The organism is Mycobacterium sp. (genome assembly GCF_002863225.1).
In the GTDB taxonomy this organism is placed as follows: domain Bacteria; phylum Actinomycetota; class Actinomycetes; order Mycobacteriales; family Mycobacteriaceae; genus Mycobacterium.
Genome location: NZ_PKEK01000063.1, coordinates 64,208 through 83,950 on the forward strand (window position 1 = coordinate 64,208; position 19,743 = coordinate 83,950).

General features: G+C 66.4%; 13 protein-coding genes and 1 riboswitch. Of the genes, 5 read left to right on the top strand and 8 right to left on the bottom strand.

The annotated features are described in order from the left end of the window. Window positions 1-89 precede the first annotated feature (89 nt). Entirely contained in the window at window positions 90-845 is a 756-nt protein-coding gene (locus CYU59_RS20145; protein ID WP_293001946.1) for a class I SAM-dependent methyltransferase, read from the top strand. On the opposite strand, the gene CYU59_RS20150 is transcribed toward CYU59_RS20145, so the two are convergent. Together CYU59_RS20150 and lspA are read right to left on the bottom strand one after the other, a co-directional pair. Further along, a complete protein-coding gene (locus tag CYU59_RS20150) occupies window positions 846-1,772 on the bottom strand; it encodes an RluA family pseudouridine synthase (protein ID WP_293001948.1) in 927 nt (308 codons plus the stop codon). Next, a complete protein-coding gene (gene lspA / locus CYU59_RS20155; protein ID WP_293002002.1) occupies window positions 1,769-2,488 on the bottom strand; it encodes a signal peptidase II in 720 nt (239 codons plus the stop codon). The genes CYU59_RS20150 and lspA overlap by 4 nt, the downstream gene beginning before the upstream one ends. A 119-nt stretch (window positions 2,489-2,607) precedes the next feature. Here lspA and CYU59_RS20160 point away from each other — a divergent pair, with 119 nt between their 5' ends. Beyond that, window positions 2,608-3,528 (top strand): asparaginase, encoded by a 921-nt coding sequence (locus tag CYU59_RS20160; protein ID WP_293001950.1) that lies wholly within the window; start codon window positions 2,608-2,610, stop codon window positions 3,526-3,528. Here the strand turns inward: CYU59_RS20160 and CYU59_RS20165 are convergent. Continuing rightward, a complete protein-coding gene (locus CYU59_RS20165) occupies window positions 3,493-4,881 on the bottom strand; it encodes a DNA polymerase IV (RefSeq protein ID WP_293002004.1) in 1,389 nt (462 codons plus the stop codon). The genes CYU59_RS20160 and CYU59_RS20165 overlap by 36 nt on opposite strands. Before the next feature lie 198 nt (window positions 4,882-5,079). Between CYU59_RS20165 and CYU59_RS20170 the strand changes: the two genes are divergently transcribed. After that, on the top strand, window positions 5,080-5,862 hold the full coding sequence (locus tag CYU59_RS20170; protein ID WP_293001952.1) for a class I SAM-dependent methyltransferase: 783 nt from the start codon (window positions 5,080-5,082) through the stop codon (window positions 5,860-5,862). Here CYU59_RS20170 and ileS read toward each other — a convergent pair. Together ileS and CYU59_RS20180 are read right to left on the bottom strand one after the other, a co-directional pair. Further along, the gene (gene ileS, locus CYU59_RS20175) at window positions 5,852-8,968 is read right to left on the bottom strand and encodes an isoleucine--tRNA ligase (protein ID WP_293001954.1); all 3,117 of its coding nucleotides are present in this window, start codon (window positions 8,966-8,968) and stop codon (window positions 5,852-5,854) included. The genes CYU59_RS20170 and ileS overlap by 11 nt on opposite strands. A 258-nt stretch (window positions 8,969-9,226) precedes the next feature. Continuing rightward, a complete protein-coding gene (locus CYU59_RS20180) occupies window positions 9,227-10,024 on the bottom strand; it encodes a thioesterase family protein (RefSeq protein WP_293002006.1) in 798 nt (265 codons plus the stop codon). A gap of 133 nt (window positions 10,025-10,157) precedes the next feature. Between CYU59_RS20180 and CYU59_RS20185 the strand changes: the two genes are divergently transcribed. Continuing rightward, the gene (locus CYU59_RS20185) at window positions 10,158-10,922 is read left to right on the top strand and encodes a lipase family protein (RefSeq protein ID WP_293001956.1); all 765 of its coding nucleotides are present in this window, start codon (window positions 10,158-10,160) and stop codon (window positions 10,920-10,922) included. A 62-nt stretch (window positions 10,923-10,984) separates the two neighbouring features. Here CYU59_RS20185 and CYU59_RS20190 read toward each other — a convergent pair whose 3' ends face one another. From CYU59_RS20190 to CYU59_RS20200, 3 genes are all read right to left on the bottom strand, one after another. Beyond that, window positions 10,985-11,200, bottom strand: a complete 216-nt coding sequence (locus CYU59_RS20190) for an Rv1535 family protein (protein WP_293001958.1) — start codon at window positions 11,198-11,200, stop codon at window positions 10,985-10,987. A 296-nt stretch (window positions 11,201-11,496) separates the two neighbouring features. Continuing rightward, window positions 11,497-11,668, bottom strand: a riboswitch (M-box (ykoK) riboswitch). Between the two features lie 97 nt (window positions 11,669-11,765). Beyond that, window positions 11,766-12,407 carry a TetR/AcrR family transcriptional regulator gene (locus CYU59_RS20195; protein WP_293001960.1) on the bottom strand — a complete coding sequence of 214 codons (642 nt, stop codon included), beginning with the start codon at window positions 12,405-12,407 and terminating at the stop codon, window positions 11,766-11,768. Then, the gene (locus CYU59_RS20200) at window positions 12,404-12,628 is read right to left on the bottom strand and encodes a hypothetical protein (RefSeq protein ID WP_293001962.1); all 225 of its coding nucleotides are present in this window, start codon (window positions 12,626-12,628) and stop codon (window positions 12,404-12,406) included. The genes CYU59_RS20195 and CYU59_RS20200 overlap by 4 nt, the downstream gene beginning before the upstream one ends. Before the next feature lie 848 nt (window positions 12,629-13,476). On the opposite strand from CYU59_RS20200, the gene pks2 reads away from it, so the two are divergent. Continuing rightward, window positions 13,477-19,740, top strand: a complete 6,264-nt coding sequence (gene pks2 / locus CYU59_RS20205) for a sulfolipid-1 biosynthesis phthioceranic/hydroxyphthioceranic acid synthase (RefSeq protein WP_293001964.1) — start codon at window positions 13,477-13,479, stop codon at window positions 19,738-19,740. Window positions 19,741-19,743 lie beyond the last annotated feature (3 nt).

Below are 19,743 nucleotides of genomic sequence, written 5' to 3' on the forward strand. Positions count from 1 at the left end.
CAAGCGTCGCCGAACGAATTATTTCTGGCAAATCGGCGTGCTGTTCGATTGCTCACTGAGCGGGACTTCCGGTCAGCGAGAATGCTGTCATGAGCCGCACATTCGACGAGTTGATTACCGAGGCCGAGGCAGCACCGGTCGACGGCTGGGATTTCTCCTGGCTCGACGGTCGCGCCACCGAGGAGCGTCCGTTCTGGGGGTACCAGCAGCTGATGAGCCGGCGGTTGGCGTCGGCGTCGGCGGCCCTGGACATCGACACCGGCGGCGGCGAGGTTCTCGCCGGAGCGGAGAGCTTCCCGCCGACGATGGTCGCCACCGAGTCCTGGCCGCCGAATGCCGCGCTGGCCACCGGGCTGCTGCACCCGCGCGGAGTCGTGCTGGTGGCGACCCGCGACGAGCCGACATTGCCGTTCGCCGACTCGGCGTTCGACCTGGTGACCAGTCGGCACGCGATCGACATCCGGTGGGCCGAGATCGCCCGGGTACTGCGGCCCGGCGGTATTTATCTCGCCCAGCAGATCGGGCCGGCGACCATGGTGGAATCGTCGCAATACTTCCTCGGTCCGCAGCCCGCAAAAGGTGCTGAGCTGCAACCGGATACCCAGAGCGCACGGGCGCGGGAAGCCGGTCTGGAGGTCGTGCAGATGCGGCTGGAACGTATGCGGGCCGAGTTTTTCGATGTCGGTGCGGTCGTGTACTTCCTGCGCAAAGTGATCTGGACGGTGCCCGATTTCAGCGTCGAACGCTATCGCGACCGGTTGCGGGACATGCACGAGCAGATCACGGCCGGCGGCCCGTTCGTCGCGCATTCGACGCGAGTTCTGGCCGAGGCGCGCAAACCGTAGCTAATGCTCGGCGCGCAACACAGTCAGCGCGTGCTGTAGATCCGCCGGATAAGGACTGACGAACTCGACCTGCCGTCCGTCGCCGGGGTGGATGAACGACAGCGAGCGCGCGTGCAGCCACTGGCGTTCCAGGCCGAGCTTGTGCGCGAGCTTGGGGTTCGCGCCGTAGGTCAGGTCGCCGCAGCACGGGTGATGGAGCGCGGCGAAGTGCACCCGAATCTGGTGTGTGCGACCGGTTTCCAGGTGTACATCAAGCAGGCTCGCGGCGACGAAAGCCTCGACGGTGTCGTAGTGAGTCACGCTGTGGCGGCCGTCGGAGGTGACCGCGAACTTCCATTCGGGTCCGCGGTGCCGGCCGATCGGCGCGTCGATGGTGCCGCTGGACGGGTCGGGATGTCCTTGCACCAGTGCGTGATAACGCTTGTCGACCGTGCGCTGTTTGAACGCCCGCTTGAGCAGGGTGTAGGCCCGCTCCGAGATCGCGACCACCATCACCCCGGACGTGCCGACGTCGAGCCGGTGCACGATGCCCTGCCGCTCATGCACCCCGGAGGTGGTGATGCGGTAGCCGGCCGCGGCCAGGCCACCGAGCACCGTCGGCCCGGTCCAGCCGACCGAGGCGTGCGCGGCCACCCCGGGCGGCTTGTCGACGACAACGATGTCGTCGTCGGAGTACAGGATGTCCATGCCCTCGATGTCGACGGCGGCGTTCTCGATCGGCGCCGGGGGTTCGGGCAGCCGCACCTGCAGCCAGGCTCCGGCGGTCAGCCGATCGGACTTGCCGGCCGGTGCTCCGTCCAGTTCGACGCCACCGTCTTCAGCCATCGCGGCGGCCGCCGTACGCGACACCCCGAGCAACCGCGCCACCCCGGCGTCGACACGCATGCCCGCGAGGCCCTCCGGCACCGGCATCGAGCGATCGGTCATCGAGGCTCGTCGGCGCCTTCGGCGGGCCTCGCGTCGCCTGGCTCAGCCTTGTCGGGCTCCGCATCTCTTCGCTCTGCATCGTCGTCAGCGGTCACACGCCGCCGCTCCTCCGCATCGCTTCGCTCTGCATCGTCGTCAGCGGTCACACGCCGCCGCTCCTCCGCATCGCTTCGCTCTGCATCGTCGTCGGCGGGTGGCCGCCGGCCGACCGTGTCGAAGTCGAACCCCAGCGCCGACAAGGTGACCAGCAGAATCGCCCCACCGACCACCGATGGGTCGGCGACGTTGAACACCGGCCACCAGCCGATCGACAAGAAGTCGACGACATGCCCGCGCAGCGGTCCCGGCGATCGGAAGAACCGGTCGACCAGGTTGCCCATCGCGCCGCCCAGGATCATCCCGAGGCCGATCGCCCACCACGTCGAAACCAGCCGGCGCCCCATCCAGAAGATGCCGAGCACCACACCGCTGGCGATCAACGTCAACATCCAGGTGTAGCCGGTTGCCATCGAGAACGCGGCGCCGGAATTGCGGACCAGCGTCCAGGTCACCGTGTCGCCGATGATCGGCACCGGCTGCCCCGGCGTCAAAAGGTTGACTGCCAGCACCTTTGTGACGATGTCCAGCGCCAGCACGACGGCGGCGACCGACAACAAGAGCGGCTGGCGTCGCCGCGGCGGGGTGTCGGATGCTGAGGCCGACACGGCCGGAGACACCGGGGTCACCGGATCCGTCGATCCTGGTGGATGGTCAGTCACGCCACCATCATCCACTAGCACCCGCGCCGGTCTCCGCTGCGCTCGCCGTCCTTGTGCCGTGCGGGATGATTTCTCCCATGAGCCGTGTGACAGTCATCGCCACCGGCGGGACCATCGCCAGCAGCGCCGCGCCCGATGGGGTCCAGCGACCGACCCACGGCGGCGCCGATCTCGCGGCCGGCCTCGACGTCGACATCATCGACGTGATGGCCAAGGACAGCTCGCGTCTGACCCCTCCGGATTGGGACGTGATCGGGTCGGCGGCCCGGTCCGCCGTCGATCGCGGCGCGTCGGGCATTGTCGTGACGCACGGCACCGACACCCTCGAGGAGACGGCGCTGTGGCTGGACCTCACCTACGGCGGCCCCGCGCCGCTGGTGATCACCGGCGCCATGCGCGGCGCCGACGCACCTGACGCGGACGGCCCCGCGAACCTGCGCGACGCGGTCACGCTGGCCGGCGATCCCGCCGCGAGCGAGCTTGGTGTGCTGGTGTCGTTCGCGGGCCGGATTCTGCGGCCGGCCGGTCTGCACAAGGTGGCCACCGGCATCGGCTTCGCCGGCCAGAAACTCGGCAGCGTCGACGCCGGGGTGACGTTGATGCAGAACAAGCCTCGTCCCTTCATCGGCGAGTTGAACGCCGCAGACGCTCCGCGGGTCGACATCGTCACGACCTACGCCGGTGGCGACGCGGTCGCGCTGGACGCCTTCGTGGCGGCAGGGGCACGCGGCCTCGTGTTGCAGGCACTGGGTTCCGGCAACGCCGCCGATCCTGTGATCGAAGCGGTGCGACGGCACTGTCGCGACGGCATCGTCGTGGCGGTGTCGACCCGGGTGGTCGGCGGGCGGGTCAGCCCCGGCTACGGACCCGGACGAGACCTGGTGGACGCGGGCGCGGTGATGGTGCCGCAGTTGCCGGCCAGCCAGGCCCGGGTGTTGACGATGGCGGCGCTGGCAGCCCGGCTACCCCTGAGCGACGTCGTCGACCGGTTGGTCTGACGCGGCCTCGGCGATGGCCTCGAGGTAGTCCGGCCAGTCCAGGCTGTCGATCGGATTCGCCCGATCGATGACGTCGCTGTCGGAGGAGAAGGTGCGCGCGGGGCCGGGCCCGGTGCCCCGGGTTTCGAAACGCACCGTGACCACGCCGTGGCCGGCGCCCTGCACCCAACCGTGGCCCCATTCGCGGTGGGTGACGTCGTCCCCGATCCGCCAGCCCGTCGGCTCCGGCGTCGACGGCGCGACAGCGTCGAGCAAAGCCGGAGCACTGTCATCACTGTGCTCGGTGTCCGGCACTGCCAGGTCCAGATCGGGGAACAGCGAATCTTGACGCACACTGCTCAGACCTGAAAAGCCGACTCCCAGAAGCCGAATCGGGCCGATGTCACGCGGGTCGAGCAAGAGTCGACGGGCCAGTGCGACCAACGCCGTGGCATCGGTGGTCGCATAGGGCAGGGTCGCCGACCGGGTCAGCGTGCTCATGTCCGACTTCTTCAGCTTGACGGTGACGGTCCGGGCGCCGCGGCCGTCGCGGCACAGCCGCTGATGGGCGTGCTCGGCGATCGGCGCAATCGCTTCCCGCAGACCGTCGAGGGTGGTCAGATCCACCGCGAAGGTGGACTCGGAGCTGATCTGTTTCGCGACCGCGCGTTCGGCCACCGGCCGGTCGTCGATCCCGCGGGCCAACCGGTGCAGGGCCGGCCCGATCGTCGCACCCAGGATGTTGGCCACCTCGGCCTCACTCAGGGCTGCCAGCTGGCCGATCGTCTCGATGCCCAGCCTGTGCAACTTCTCTTCGGCCACCGGTCCGATTCCCCAGAGCTTGCGCACCGACAGACCGTCCAACAGCAGCGCCTCGTCGGCGCGCCGGACCACCTCGATGCCGTCGGGTTTAGCCAGACCGGAGGCGATCTTGGCGATCTGCTTGCCGGAGCCGGCGCCGACCGAGGCGATCAACCCGGTCTCTTCACGCACCCGTCGTCGCAGCTGCGCGCAGAAGTTCTCGACCTCTTCCGCCGAAGCGCCGACCAATTCCAGCGGTTCTCCGAACGCCTCGTCGAATGAGAGCTGTTCGACGACGGGCATCATCTCTCGCACGGTGGCAAAGACCCGGCGGCTGGCGACCCCGTACACCGCCCCGCGCGGCGGCAACACCACCGCGGTCACCCCGATCAACCGGCGTGCCTGGTGCATCGGCATCGCCGAACGCGCCCCGAAAATCCGCGACTCGTAGCTGGCGCCGGCCACCACACCCCGACCACCCAGCCCGCCGACCAGCACCGGGCGACCTCGCAGCGTGGGCCGGGTGAGCTGCTCGACCGACGCGAAGAACGCGTCCATGTCGAGGTGCAGCACCCAGCGGGAATCCACAATCACCGATGCTATTGCGCCGCCCTGGTTACGCCGAGAGTGCAACCACCGAGACGTCCACTCGAGTAATGCCTCGACAGTTGCACTTTCGCGGTCAGAGACTGGAGCGCCTCGCCCGGGCGCTCGTACCGGTGTCCACAGCCCCTGGTACAGCCGGGGTTTCGTGGTGTAGACGTCAGACCCATGTCGATCGAGGAATTGCCGCACCAGATGCGGCGGGTGGCAGAGTCCTTCGGAATAGACGCCGACCGCTACGACCGGGCGCGACCGGCCTACCCCGACGAGTTGATCCGGCGCGTCATCGCGGCCAGTCCGGGCACCGATTTCCTGGACGTCGGCTGCGGCACCGGTATCGGGGCAAGGCAGTACCGGGCGTCAGGCATCAACGTGCTCGGCGTCGACGTGGATACGCGGATGGCCGAGTTCGCCCGGCGCACCGGAATCGAAGTCGAGATCGGCAAGTTCGAGCAATGGGACTCCCGCGGCCGGACTTTCGACGCGGTGGTCGCCGGGCAGGCCTGGCACTGGGTCGACCCGGTGCTCGGTGCCGCTCAAGCAGCGCGGGTGCTGCGGCCGCACGGGCTGCTGGCGTTGTACTGGCACGTCTTCGATCCACCCGCCGAGATCGCCGACCCGTTCGACGAGGTCTTGAGCCGGGTGGCGCCGGACGGACCGCTGAAGACCCCGGGCCTCGACCTGCAACTACGCAATGTCAGCCGGGCCGTGGACGGTATCCACACCGCCGGCGGCTTCGGCGAACCAGAGCAGTGGCGCTTCGAATGGCAGCGGCACTACACCCGCGACGAGTGGCTCGACCATCTGGCCACCACCGGGCAGCTCACCATCCTGGCGCCCGAACAGCTGAGCATCGTGCTGGATACCGTTGGGGCAGCTGTGGATTCGCTCGGCGGCGGCTTCACCATGCAGTACGTCACCCTCGGCACCTCGGCAGTCCTCAGCTCTTAGCGATAGCCACCCGGACATCGTCGCCGATCTCGGTCGACTCGGCACCCGGCTCGCCGAACTCGAAGCTGGTGGCCAGGATCTCCCCGGCGATCAGCTCGCGATGCGCGGTCGCCCACTCCAGTCGCCGCGCCGGCACCGACACCACCACGCGAATCCGGTCGGAGACGTCGAGGCCGGCGGATTTACGCAACTCCTGCAGTTCACGGATGCGGTCCTTGGCCCAGCCCTCGGCCTCGAGCTCCGGAGTGAGCGTGGCGTCCAGCACCACCAACCCGGCGCCACCCGGCAGCGGCGCGGTGTACTCGGGGTCGGCGGCGACCAACCGCGAGCTGTATTCCTCGGGACGCAGTACCGCCGGGCCGGCGGTCAGCGTGCCATCGGCATTGACGACGCTCTGGCCGGCCTTGACCGCTTTGATGGCGGCCTGCACGTCCTTACCCAATCGCGGCCCGGCAATCTTGGCGTTGACGGTCAGTTCGAAGCGGCCATAGCCGGCTATGTCGTCGGTGAGCTCGACGCTCTTGACATTCAGCTCGTCGGCGATCAGGTCCACGAACGGCGCTAGGAGGTCTGGATTATCGACCGCCACAGTCAGTTTCGGCAGCGGCAACCGTACTCGCAGCTTCTTGGCCTTCCGCAACGACGATGCCACCGAGCAGACGTCCCGCACCTGGTCCATGGCGTCGACCAGCGTGGCGTCTCCCGGTAGTACGGCGGCCTCCGGCCAGTCCGACAGGTGCACCGAGCGCTGACCGGTGATGCCGCGCCAGATGATCTCGGTTGTCATCGGCAGCAGCGGCGCCGCGAGCCTCGCGGTCACTTCGAGCACGGTGTGCAAAGTGTCGATGGCATCCGGGTCCTCGTCCCAGAACCGTGATCGCGACCGTCGCACATACCAGTTCGTCAGTGCCTCGGTGAACTGCCGCAGCTGTTCGCAGGCTCCGGAGATGTCGCAACCATCCAGCGACACGGTCAGGTCGTCACGCAACACGGTGAGTTTGGCCAGGATGTAGCGGTCCAGCACATGCTTCGAATCAGTGCGCCAGGTACCGACTTTCGGCGCGTAGAGAGCCAAGAAACTGTAGGCGTTCCAGAACGGCAACAGAACCTGGCGCACCCCGTCACGGATCCCCTGCTCGGTGACGATGAGGTTGCCGCCGCGCAGGATCGGCGAAGCCATCAGGAACCAGCGCATGGCGTCGGAACCGTCGCGGTCGAAGACCTCGCTGACATCGGGATAGTTGCGCAGCGACTTGCTCATCTTCTGGCCGTCGCTGCCCAGCACAATCCCGTGCGCCACACAGGCTTTGAATGCCGGCCGGTCGAACAGCGCGGTGGCCAGCACGTGCAGGGTGTAGAACCAGCCGCGGGTCTGCCCGATGTACTCGACGATGAAGTCACCCGGGTAGTGAGTGTCGAACCAGTCGCGGTTTTCGAACGGGTAATGCACTTGGGCATAGGGCATCGAGCCGGAGTCGAACCAGACGTCGAACACGTCCGGGATGCGACGCATGGTCGACCGCCCCGACGGATCGTCGGGATTGGGCCGGGTCAGCTCGTCGATGTAGGGCCGGTGCAGATTGTCCGGCCGGGTGCCGAAGTCGCGCTCCAGGTCGTCGAGACTTCCGTAGACGTCGATCCGAGGGTAGTCCGGATCGTCGGAAACCCACACCGGAATCGGGGTGCCCCAGTAGCGGTTTCGCGAGATCGACCAGTCGCGGGCTCCTTGCAGCCACTTGCCGAATTGGCCGTCTTTGACGTGTTCCGGGTACCAGGTGATCTGCTGATTGAGCTCGACCATCCGGTCGCGGAATTCGGTGACTTTGATGAACCACGACGACACCGCCCGGTAGATCAGCGGATTGCGACAGCGCCAGCAGTGCGGGTAGGGGTGGTCGTAGGTTTCCTGGCGGATCAACACCGCACCGTTGGCCGCGGCCGGGCCGGTACGGTTCTTGAGGTCCTTGATGATCTTCGGATTGGCGTCGAAGACGTGCTGCCCTCGATAATCCGGCACGGTGGCGTCGAATCGGCCTTTGGCATCGACGGGCGTCACCGGCACAATGCCGACTCGGTCGGCGGTCGCCTTGTCGTCCTCACCGTAGGCCGGTGCCAGGTGGACGATCCCGGTGCCGTCGTCGGTGGTGACGAAGTCGGCTTGCAACACTTGAAATGCGTTGGACGAGTCCATGAAATACGGAAACGGCGGACGGTACCGGGTGCCGACCAACTCGCTGCCCTGATAGCTGCCCAGCAACTCTGGGTCTTCGCCGAATTCTCTTGCGTAGGAAGCTAATCGGGCCTCGGCAAGGATGACGCGTTGTTCGCCGGCCCGGACTTGTACGTAGCTGACATCGGGGTTGACGGCGACCGCCTGATTGGACGGCAGGGTCCACGGCGTCGTCGTCCACACCAACAGGTGCGCGCCCGCCAGATCTCCCTCGGTCACGGCGAACCCGACCGTGAGGGCCGGATCCTGCCGGTTCTGGTAGACGTCGTCGTCCATCCGCAGCTCGTGATTGGACAGTGGAGTTTCGTCGCGCCAGCAATAAGGCAGCACCCGGTAACCCTCGTAGGCCAATCCCTTGTCCCACAGCTGCTTGAACGCCCAGATCACCGACTCCATGTAGGGCAGGTCGAGCGTCTTGTAGTCGTTGTCGAAGTCGACCCAGCGGGCCTGGCGGGTCACGTAGGAACGCCACTCATCGGTGTAGCGCAACACCGATTCGCGGCATGCGTCGTTGAAAGCGGCGATACCCATCGCATCGATCTGCGATTTGTCGGTGATGCCTAGTTGCCGCTCGACCTCGAGTTCAGCCGGCAGCCCGTGAGTGTCCCAGCCGAAACGGCGCTCGACCTTGTAGCCGCGCATGGTGCGATACCGCGGGACGATGTCCTTGACGTAGCCGGTCAGCAGATGCCCGTAGTGCGGAAGCCCGTTGGCGAATGGCGGACCGTCGTAGAACACGTACTCAGGAGCATCCGCGCGGCGATCGATGCTGGCGTGGAAGGTGTCATCGCCCGCCCAGTAGTCGAGGACCTCGAGTTCCAGCGACGGCAAGTCGGGTGCGCCGCCGGCGGGCTTGGGATAGGAGCTTTCGGTCACTGCGGGTCGTCTCCATGTGCCGTTGTCAGGCACGGGGACGACGAAGTGCTGTGTGCACCAGCGCCGCGGTACCACCCCGCTTGCCACACCTGGGGTGTGGCCGCTCATCATTCGGCTGTGACGGGCCGACCCGTTCGGTTCTACTGAGCCGGCGAAACCGCAGGTGCAGGCTGTTCTTCCGAAGGCTCCCCGGTGATAGCCGGATCAATGCCGCGGATTGATTCTACGGCCGGGCGCAAGCCGGGTGGTGGCGACCCGTCAGCTCTTGAAATAGACGATCTGATACGTGCTGGCCAGTAGCTGACCGTCGCGGCTCCACAGCTGCGCATTCTGGTCGAAGAACCCGCGGTCGAAGCGGTCCGCGCGGGCCGTCGCCAGGATGTAGTCGCCGCCGAGCGCGTCGAGGTGATGGCCGTCGGCGTGAAAGTAGGTGGTCATCGAGATCGTGCCGGCCGGGACGACACCGCGGCGCAAATACACTCGCGGAAAGAAGATGTCGGACAACGCGGCGAGCGCGGGAAAGTCGATCTCGCGCCGTTCGGCGTCGCGCACCCACAGTGTGGTGGTCGACGACGAGCCGGTCTCTACCGCGCCGCCGGAGAACGAGCCTTCAGCGAACCGCATGTCGTACAAGCCAATCCAGGCCGGCAGGTTCTCCCGACTGCTGCGCTCGATCTGCTCCGGGGGCGGCGCGTCCGGGGGCACCGCCTGGGTGTCCGACCAGGTGTCGCGGCGGATACCGAAGATGGCCGTCGCCGTCGTCGCGACCACGCCGTTCTGGCTGAGCTCCAGGATCCAGTGCTGATTGGTGCGATTGGTGCGAGCGGCTCGACGAGAGATCTCGAATTCTCCGTCGGCAATCGGTGCGGCGAAATTCACTGTCAGCGCGACGGGCTCACCGAGTCGATCGGGATGCGACTCGATGGCCCTCAGCAACACCGCGGCCGTGACACCACCGAACGGTCCCACCATGTTCGCCCACTCCGGCCGCGTCCTGCCCCGCACGACGTCGGCACTCACCTCGTCGAGCTCGAGCGCGCGGTCAAGCGCGTGCAATTCGGCCACTGATCCGGAGTCTCCTGAGTTCGACTCTGCTACAGCAGGGTTCGCTAGGTCGTCGATTCTGCACGGAAGCTTACATCTGGCTCGACCATCCTCGAGACAGGGCGTTGACCGTTACACTGCGGCGGTGGCGTTCGATCCGGTTTTCGCCCGTGACGTGGTGCTGGCGCTGGCGCAGGCCGCGTACGCCGTGATGGACGGGACCCCCGCCAACCTGCCGGCCGGTTACATCCAGACCAGTCTGATCCAGGCCGATGCCGTGGCCCTCAACACGCTGACATATCCGCATCCCGCGGTGGCGGCGATGACCAAGGACTCGGACATCTTCGGTCTGATGGGGCGTAATCCGTCCAGCCGCACCGCATTTCTGGCGTTTCGCGGGACATCCGACCTGGCCGAGTGGGTGGCCGATATCAATGCTTTCCGCCAGGACTACCGCCCGATCAGCGGCTTCGGCCAGGTGCACACCGGTTTTCAGGACGTCTACGAGCTGGTCCGCACCAATATCGCCGCTGAGCTGGCGGCCACCACAGCCGGATGCGATCACATCCTGCTGACCGGCCACAGCCTCGGCGCAGCACTTGCCGTCCTCGCGGCGCCAGATATCGCCCGCGCCATGCCGCCGAACACCATTGAGCCCCGGCTCATTACGTTCGCCGGCCCTAAAACCGGGTCAGGCGACTTTGCGGCGAGCTTCAATGCGGTCATCGAAAGCTGTTACCGAGTGGTGAATTTCCTGGACCTCGTTCCCTACCTACCGCCGGGTGCGTACGTGCATGTGGGGTCGCAAATCTCGGTGGACAGTGGTGGGCCGCCGCTGTCGATTTCGTGGCGACACGGGCTTGCCGCCTACCGGGACGGGCTGTCCGGCCTCGTCGCGGCTGCGCAGTAACGCAAAACTCCCGGTACCGAAAGCTGTTGCAGCACTTCGACTACCGGGAGATCGCGAACTGTTCAGGCGCCTACTTCGATGACTCCAGCGCGCCACAATGCTGCGTAGAGCTGGCGCAGCGGAACGCACAGCAGTCGTGCAGCGCCCTCGACCAGCGGGTCCCCGCTCGTCGGGCCCGGACGCTTGGCGGTCTTCGGCGCCGGCATCGGGTCGGCCACCACCCGGAGCTGGGGCGCGGACGTCGCCGTCGTTACTTCGTCGTACAGTGCAGCGGTCATGATCGCCTCCTAAGCAAAATTCAAACGGGCACAACGGGATTCGGTGTCCGTCCGAAACGGCGTCGACGCAGATGTGCGCTGGACCGCTGGTGCGATGAGGCGAGGTGCGAGATGAGCGGAGATGGCTCAGCTGGAGGCAGCGCGCCGCAGGCCGGTTCGGGACGAAACGTCCGGATATCGACTCGGACTAGAACTGGAACTCACGCGTCCCTCACCTCCTCGCGTCGCAGCACGTGCGGAATATCGCACACTTCAGGCGCAAGCAGGAATACAGATGCCGACCTCAATCAAGTCGGTCCGCACCCCACTCGTCAGAGTTTCGGCACTACACGGCGTATCCGGGAAACCCTGGAAGCCACTTGGGCTCAACCCTTAAGCCGGGAGGAGCTGTCCTGACCCTGGGCGTCTCTCGACGTTCGGGGTCAGTGGCCTGTATCCGTGTAGACGCCTCACCTAACGAGGTGCTTACCCGGTCGATGATGCCCCAACATTCGGCTCGGGTCAATTCGCCGCGCCGATCCCGCTGACCTGCCGTAATGCATTCGTGACCGAGGTCCGGCCAGACTCAGCCCACCCTGGGCCGCAATCCGTTGAGGGCGAAGGAGACGACGATGTCGGCAACGTCGGCAGAGCTGACCCCGTCGTCGGTGGTCAGGCGGCGATGGGCGAGCTGGCCGATCAGCGCGGCCAGACTGAAGGCGAGCATCCGCGGCGGCGCGCTGATCACGGTTCCGAGCTCCTGGGCGACAATCATGTGCTTCTCGATGTCGTCGATGAAGCGCTCGTAGATGCTGCCGAGGTGCTTTTCGAATTGATCGCCCAGCGCGTACGCGTCGCGCAACAAGAGCTTGGTGACGGCCTTGTCGGCCTCGAAGAACTCCAAGATTGCCTGCACGGTGATGCGAAGAGGCTCCCAATCTCGGTCGGGATGCGCGCTCGCTGCGGCGATGGCCGCGGCGATGTGTTCACGAAGTGCATCACCCTCCGCAGCCATCAGCGCATGGAATAGCTCGTCCTTGGAGTCGAAGTACCAGTAGACCGACCCGTAGGCCATGTCGGCTTCTTTGGCGATGTGAGAGATCGTCGTCGCGTGAAAACCGTTGCGCGCAAAGACTTTCTTAGCCGCCGCCATGATCTCCACGCGCCGCCTGGACTTGTCTTCCTTACTGATCGCACGGCGCTTGCGCGTCCTCGCGTCTTCCGTCATCGGACACCCGCCTTGCGCGGACGCGCCGCGAGAGCGACGGACGCGACCGTGGTGGCGCTCGTGGGCCGGTGGATCGCCGGCCGGCCGCTCACCAGACCGACTGTCGGCGACGTACTCACCGATACATCCACGTCCCATCCGACGGACCATGGGGCGCGGCAGGGGCCGAGGGCGCGGTACAGGAGCTTCTCGCCGAGCATTTCGACCACCTTTGTTTGCATCTCAACGACGCTACGAATTACTGATTCGGGTGTCAATATGTCACTCATTAAAACTGATTGATATGTCAATCGTGGGTCGGATTTATTAACTGACTGATCAGTCAGTCAAATGCCGGCGGGGGCACCGACGGCACGGCGGATGCGCTTACAACAGCGAGCCCGAAAAAGCAACGACTAAAACTCAGCATGGCGCCGAAAAGCGAGCGAACCCCGCCAGCTGCTGAACCACTCCTGAGAAACGGTTAAAACGTTGTTAAACAACCGTCAGTGCAGTTGACGGCGCCCGCGCCGTTGATCACGATAAGGTAACGATTCGCCTCGCGGACCCCGGCACTAGATGGGTGTCGAATAACGTCTCTACCTCAGAAAGCCTTCTGACGTGCAAAAAAGCCGCGTCATTGGCGATCCGACAGACTCCAGGCCGATCTTGAGCCCTGCAGCACCCGGGGCCGGGCAAACACCGACCGTCTACCTCGGTGGCGTATCGCCCTGCCTGGAAAAGGGGGGGAAATGACTGCGTCTTCAGTGATTGTCCGCCGTTCGGCCGACAATCAATTTTCGGAGCATTCGCTCACAATTGGCAAAGTAGTGACAACTTCAGTTGCCAATATTCCGATCGCGTGTTGGCGCGCTGGGGTGTAGATTTCTGCGATCGAGTCGCGCTTTTCCACTCGGGCAGTAACTCGCTTAGTCGCGTAGTGCTTTGCGTATAGAAAGAGGGCGAATTGCATACTTCCGAAACGAATCACACGCCGTCGGCGTACTTGGATTCGAGTAATTCTTTGCCGAGCAACGGTTCCTCGCCGCGCAACGGCCAAAACCCAGTAACTCCGGTCGCGGTGATCGGCATGGCATGCCGGCTTCCGGGCGGTATCGAGTCCCCCGAACAGCTCTGGACCGCGTTGCTGAGCGGCGACGACCTGGTCAAGGAGGTGCCCGCGGATCGCTGGGACATGGATCAGTACTACGACCCGGAACCCGGGGTCCCCGGTCGCTCGATCTCCAAGTGGGCCGCGTTCCTCGACGACCCGACAGGTTTCGACGCCGAGTTCTTCGGCATCGGCGACCGGGAAGCGCTGGCCAGCGACCCACAACACCGCGTGCTGCTGGAAACAGCTTGGGAGGCAATGGAGCACGCCGGCCTGACACCTGAGCAGATCGCCGGCACGCTGACCGGCGTGTTCGTCGGCCTGACCCACTCCGACTACTCGTACCTCGCCGCCGATGCCGCGGCGCTGGAGGGACCGTACGGATTCTCCGGCACGAACTTCAGTCTGGGCTCGGGCCGGATCTCCTACGCGCTGGGAGTCCATGGTCCTGCGGTCACAGTGGATACCGCCTGCTCGTCAGGCCTGTTGGCCATCCACCTGGCCTGCCAGAGCCTGCACAGCGGCGAGAGCAACCTCGCGTTGGCCGGCGGCGCGTCGGTGAGCTTGGAACCACGCAAGTTCGCCGCCGGGTCCGCCGAGGGGATGCTGTCCCCCACCGGGCGTTGCCATGCGTTCGACGCGGCGGCGGACGGATTCGCGGTGTCCGAGGGCAGCGTGGTTTTGCTACTCAAGCGGTTGTCGGAAGCTGTGGCGGACGGTGACCGCGTCCTGGCAGTGCTGCGCGGCACCGCGGCGAACCAGGACGGCCACACCGTCAACATCTCGGTGCCGTCGGCCAAGGCGCAGAGCGCCGTATACCGATCGGCGCTGGCCAAAGCGGGTGTCGACGCCGCCACCGTCGGCATGGTCGAGGCGCACGGCCCGGGGACGCCGGTCGGCGACCCGATCGAATACGAAAGTCTGGCAAGCGTTTACGGCATCACCGGCCCCACCGCGTTGGCTTCGGTCAAGACCAACTTCGGGCATGCACAGTCGGCGTCGGGTCCGCTCGGTTTGATGAAGGCGATCTTGGCGCTGCAGCACGGGGTGATCCCGCAGAACCTGCACTTCGAGCGCCTGCCGGATGCTCTCGCAGACATCAAGACCAAGCTCTTCGTCCCGCAGGCCATCACTGCGTGGCCGACCAACGGCGCTCATCCACGCCGGGCATCGGTGTCGTCCTACGGATTCTCCGGAACCAACGTGCATGCGGTGGTCGAGCAGGCACCCGGGATTGTCTCGGCCGACGCCGAGGCGGCAGACCCGACCACCGCAGGTCCGCCACTGTTCCCGCTGTCCTCGACCTCGACCGATGCGCTGCGCCAGACGGCGGCTCGATTGGCCGACTGGGTCGACGCCCACCCCGACGAGTTCACCGCACACGATCTGGGCTACACGCTGGCGCGCCGGCGCGCGCACCGCACGGTACGAACCTCGGTGACGGCGGGCAGCCTGCCGGAGTTGACCGCGGCATTGCGGGAGATTGCCTCCGGCGAGATTCCATATGAGCCGGCGGTCGGTCGCGACGACCTGGGACCGGTGTGGCTGTTCTCCGGACAGGGGTCGCAGTGGGCGGCGATGGGCGCTGAACTGCTGGCCACGGAACCGGTGTTCGCCGCGACGGTGGCGCGAGCCGAGCCGCTGATCGCTGCGGAATCAGGTTTTTCGGTGACCGAGGCGATCTCGGCCGCGGAAACCGTCACCGGCATCGACCGGGTGCAGCCGACCATTTTCACGATGCAGGTGGCGTTGGCCGCCACGTTGCAGTCGCACGGGGTCCGCCCGGGCGCGGTCATCGGGCACTCGATGGGAGAAGCGGCGGCCGCTGTCGTGGCGGGCGCATTGTCGCTGGAAGACGGCGTGCGTGTCATCTGCCGCCGGTCGAAGCTGATGCTGCGGGTGTCCGGTGCGGGCGCCATGGCATCGGTGGAATTGCCTGCCCAACAGGTTCTTTCCGAGCTGATGGCTCGCGGCATCAAGGACGTGGTGGTCGCGGTGGTGGCCTCGCCGAAGTCGACGGTGATCGGCGGTGCGACCGAGTCTGTCCGGGAATTGGTTGCAGCCTGGGAGCAGCGCGAGATCATGGCGCGCGAGGTTGCGGTCGACGTGGCGTCCCACTCCCCTCAGGTCGAGCCGATTCTCGACGAGCTCGCCGCGGTGCTGGCAGATCTGCAACCCCGCGAGCCCGAGATCCCCTACTACTCGGCCACCCACTTCGACCCGCGTGATGTTCCGGAATGCGACGCCGACTACTGGGTCGAAAACCTGCGCTACACCGTCCGTTTCGCCTCGGCGGTGCAAGCGGCCCTGGAGGACGGTTTCCGGGTGTTCGCCGAACTGGCACCGCACCCGCTGTTGACCCACGCCGTCGACCAGACCGCCGACAGCCTCGACATGCGGGTGGCAGCGCTGGCCGGCATGCGGCGCGAGCAGGCAATGCCGCACGGACTGCGCAGCTTGGTGGGCGATCTGCACAGCGCCGGCGCGGCCGTGGACTTTTCGGTGATCTACCCGCGCGGACAGCTGATCGATGCGCCGCTCCCGTCGTGGACGCACCGGCAGTTCGTCTACGAACTCGACAACACCGACCTTCGGTCCCGGGGTGCCAATTCCGTTGCGGTGCATCCGCTGCTGGGATCGCACGTCAGGCTGCTCGAGGAGCCGGAGCGCCACGCCTGGGAGGCCGAGGTCGGCCTCAACGCCCTGCCGTGGATCGGTGACCACAAGATCCACGACATCGCCATCCTGCCCGGTGCCGCCTATCTCGAGATGGCGCTCGCCGCGGCCCGCACAGTCCTCGGCGAAGCGGCCGAGATCTGCGATGTCCGGTTCGAGCAGATGCTGCTGCTCGACGAGAAGACACCGGTCGGGGCCGCCGCATCGGTCGAGTCGCCCGGCGTCGTCAAGTTCGTAGTGGAGGCCGAACAGGAGGGTGAACGCGCGCGGCGGGCCAGCGCCGTCTTGCAGGCGGGAGCCGAAGCCGACCAGCCCGCCGCATACGACATCGAGGCGCTGCGCGCCCAGCATCCCCGCCGGGTCGAAGGGGACGAACTGCGGCAGGGGTTCGACAAGCGAGGGCTGCAGTACGGCCCGGCGTTTCACGGCCTGGCCGCGGTGCTGATCGCCGAGGGATCGGTGGACACGGTGCTCGCCGAGGTCGGCTTGCCGCCGTCGATCCGGTCGCAGCAGACCAGCTATCACGTACACCCGGCGCTGCTGGACGCATGCTTCCAGTCGGTCGCCGCTCACCCCGCCATCCAGTCCGCGGGTATCGGCGGCCTGATGTTGCCGCTGGGAGTCCGCCGCCTGCGGACATGGGGACCGGCCCACGAAATCCGGTACGCGCATTCGCGTGTGGTCCGGGCGGATCCGACCTGGGTCGAGGCCGACATCGAACTACTCGACGAGCACGGCGCCGTGGTGCTGACCGTGGACGGGTTGCAGATCGGTAGCGGCTCCTCCGAAAGTGCCAATCAGCAGCGGCTGCTCAACGAGCGACTGCTGACCGTCGAATGGCAGCAGCGCGAACTTCCCGAGGCGGCCGATACCGAAGCCGGAAACTGGCTCCTGGTCAGCACCTCCGGAGGCGCTGACGTGGTGGCGAACGCCCTGACCGACGCGCTGAAAGTTGCGCGTGCGCAAAGCACGACGATTTGCTGGCCGCACGAAGCCGACCATGCAACGATCGCCGGCGAGCTTGCCGGGCAGCTTCAGGCCGGCCGTTTCGACGGAATGGTCGTCCTGACCGGACCGAAGAACGGAAGCCCGGACGAGGAGTGCGCGCTGCGCGGCGGCGATTACGTCCAACATGTCATCCGCATCATTCGCGAACTGCCCGAAAGCGGCGGCGAGCCAACGCGTTTGTTCGTCGTCACCAGCAATGCCCAGACGGTGCTTCCCGGCGACCGGGCCAACCTGGACCAGGCGGGACTTCGAGGCCTGCTGCGCTCGGTCGGTAACGAGTATCCGGACCTGCGGGTGACCCAGATCGATGTCGACGAGCGAACCGACCACGAACATCTCGCTCGTCAGCTGCTCAGTGGATCCGACGAGGACGAGACCGCCTGGCGGGCCGGCGAGTGGTACACGGCCAGGTTGTTCCCCGGCCCACTCAAGGCCGAGGAGCGGTTCACCGCAGTGGCCGACCCACAGCAGGACGGCCTGCGGTTGCAGATTCGCACGCCGGGCGATCTGCAGACGATCGAGCTCACCGCCTTCGACCGAATTCCCCCGGGACCCAACGAGATCGAGGTCGCGGTCACCGCATCCAGCATCAACTTCGCCGATGTGCTGGTGACCTTCGGCCGCTACCCCTCCTTCGAGGGACGGCTCCCCCAACTGGGTACCGACTTCGCGGGCGTGGTCAGCGCGGTCGGTAGCGACGTGACGACCCACCAGGTGGGTGACCGCGTCGGCGGAATCTCGCCCAATGGCTGCTGGGGCACGTTTGTCACGTGCGACGCCGACCTTGCCGCAACGTTGCCCGCGGGTCTGACCGAACACCAGGCGGCCGCGGTGACCACCGCACACGCGACCGCCTGGTACGGGCTGCAGGATCTGGCTCGCATCGGACGACGTGACAAGGTGCTGATTCATTCGGCGACCGGAGGCGTGGGCCAGGCGGCGATCGCCATCGCACGGGCCGCCGGAGCCGAGATCTTCGCCACCGCCGGTAGCGAGCAACGTCGACAGTTGCTGCGCGACTGGGGAATCGAGCACGTCTACGACTCACGAAGCATCGAGTTCGCCGAGCAGATCCGGTCCGACACCGGCGGCTACGGCGTCGACATCGTGCTCAACTCGGTCACCGGTGCAGCGCAGCGCGCCGGCATCGAATTACTGGCTCTCGGAGGACGTTTCATCGAGATCGGTAAGCGCGACATCTACGGTGACTCTCGGCTGGGACTGTTCCCGTTCCGCCGCAACCTCGCGTTCCACGGGGTCGATCTGGGTCTGATGTCGCACAGCCATCCCGAACGATTCCACGAGCTGCTCGACACCGTCTACCGGCTGACCGCCGACGGCGTTCTGCCGATGCCGGAAAGCACGCATTACCCACTGTCCGACGCGGCCACCGCCATTCGGGCGATGAGTGCGGCCGAGCACACCGGCAAGCTGGTGCTCGACGTGCCACGCACCGAGCCGACCCGGGTGGCCGTGCCGCCGGGCCTGGTGCCGGTTTTCCGATCCGACGGTTCCTACATCATCACCGGTGGCCTGGGCGGCCTGGGATTGTTCCTCGCCGAGAAGTTGGCGGCCGCCGGCTGCGGCCGCATCGTCCTGAGCTCACGGTCGGCGCCCAACGACGAGGTGCTGTCGACCATCGACATGATCCGGGCCACCGGCGCCGACATCGTCGTCGAGTGCGGTGACATCGCCGAACGTGCCACCGCCGACCGGCTGGTCGCCGCTGCGACGATCACGGGTCTGCCGCTGCGGGGCGTGCTGCACGCCGCCGCGGTGGTCGAAGACGCCACCCTGGTCAACATCACCGACGGGCTTCTCGATCGTGACTGGCGGCCGAAGGTGTACGGCGCGTGGAACTTACACGAAGCCACCGTCGACGGACCGCTGGACTGGTTCTGCTCGTTCTCCTCGGCGGCGTCGCTGATCGGGTCTCCCGGCCAGGGTGCGTACGCCGCGGCGAACAGCTGGCTGGACGCCTTCACGCACTGGCGCAAATCCCAGGGTCTGCCGGCAACCTCGATCGCGTGGGGGGCCTGGGGCCAGGTCGGTCGGGCCACCGCACTCGCCGAGGACACCGACACGGCCATCGCTCCCGACGAAGGTGCCTTCGCCTTCGAGTCGATGCTGCGCCACGATCGCGCCTACGCCGGGTATGCGCCCTTGATCGGCACCCCGTGGCTGACGACTTTTGCTCAGCGCAGCAAGTTCGCCGAGATGTTCAAATCCGCGGGCCCGGGCGCCAAGGGTTCGAGCAGGCTGCGGGCCGAACTGAACGAGCTTCCGGTCGACGAGTGGCCCGGCCGACTGCGGAAACTGCTGTCCGAGCAAATCGGACTGCTGTTGCGGCGCACCGTCGACCCGGACCGTCCACTGTCCGAGTACGGGCTGGACTCGCTGGGAACACTCGAATTGCGCACCCGCGTCGAAACCGAGACGGGCATTCGTATCAGCGCCCAGAACATCATCGACCACAGCACTGTGCGGGCGCTGTCGCAGTACCTGGCCGATCAGCTGGCCGATTCCCACACCGTCGCGGCGACGGCTGGAGGGGAGTGAGCA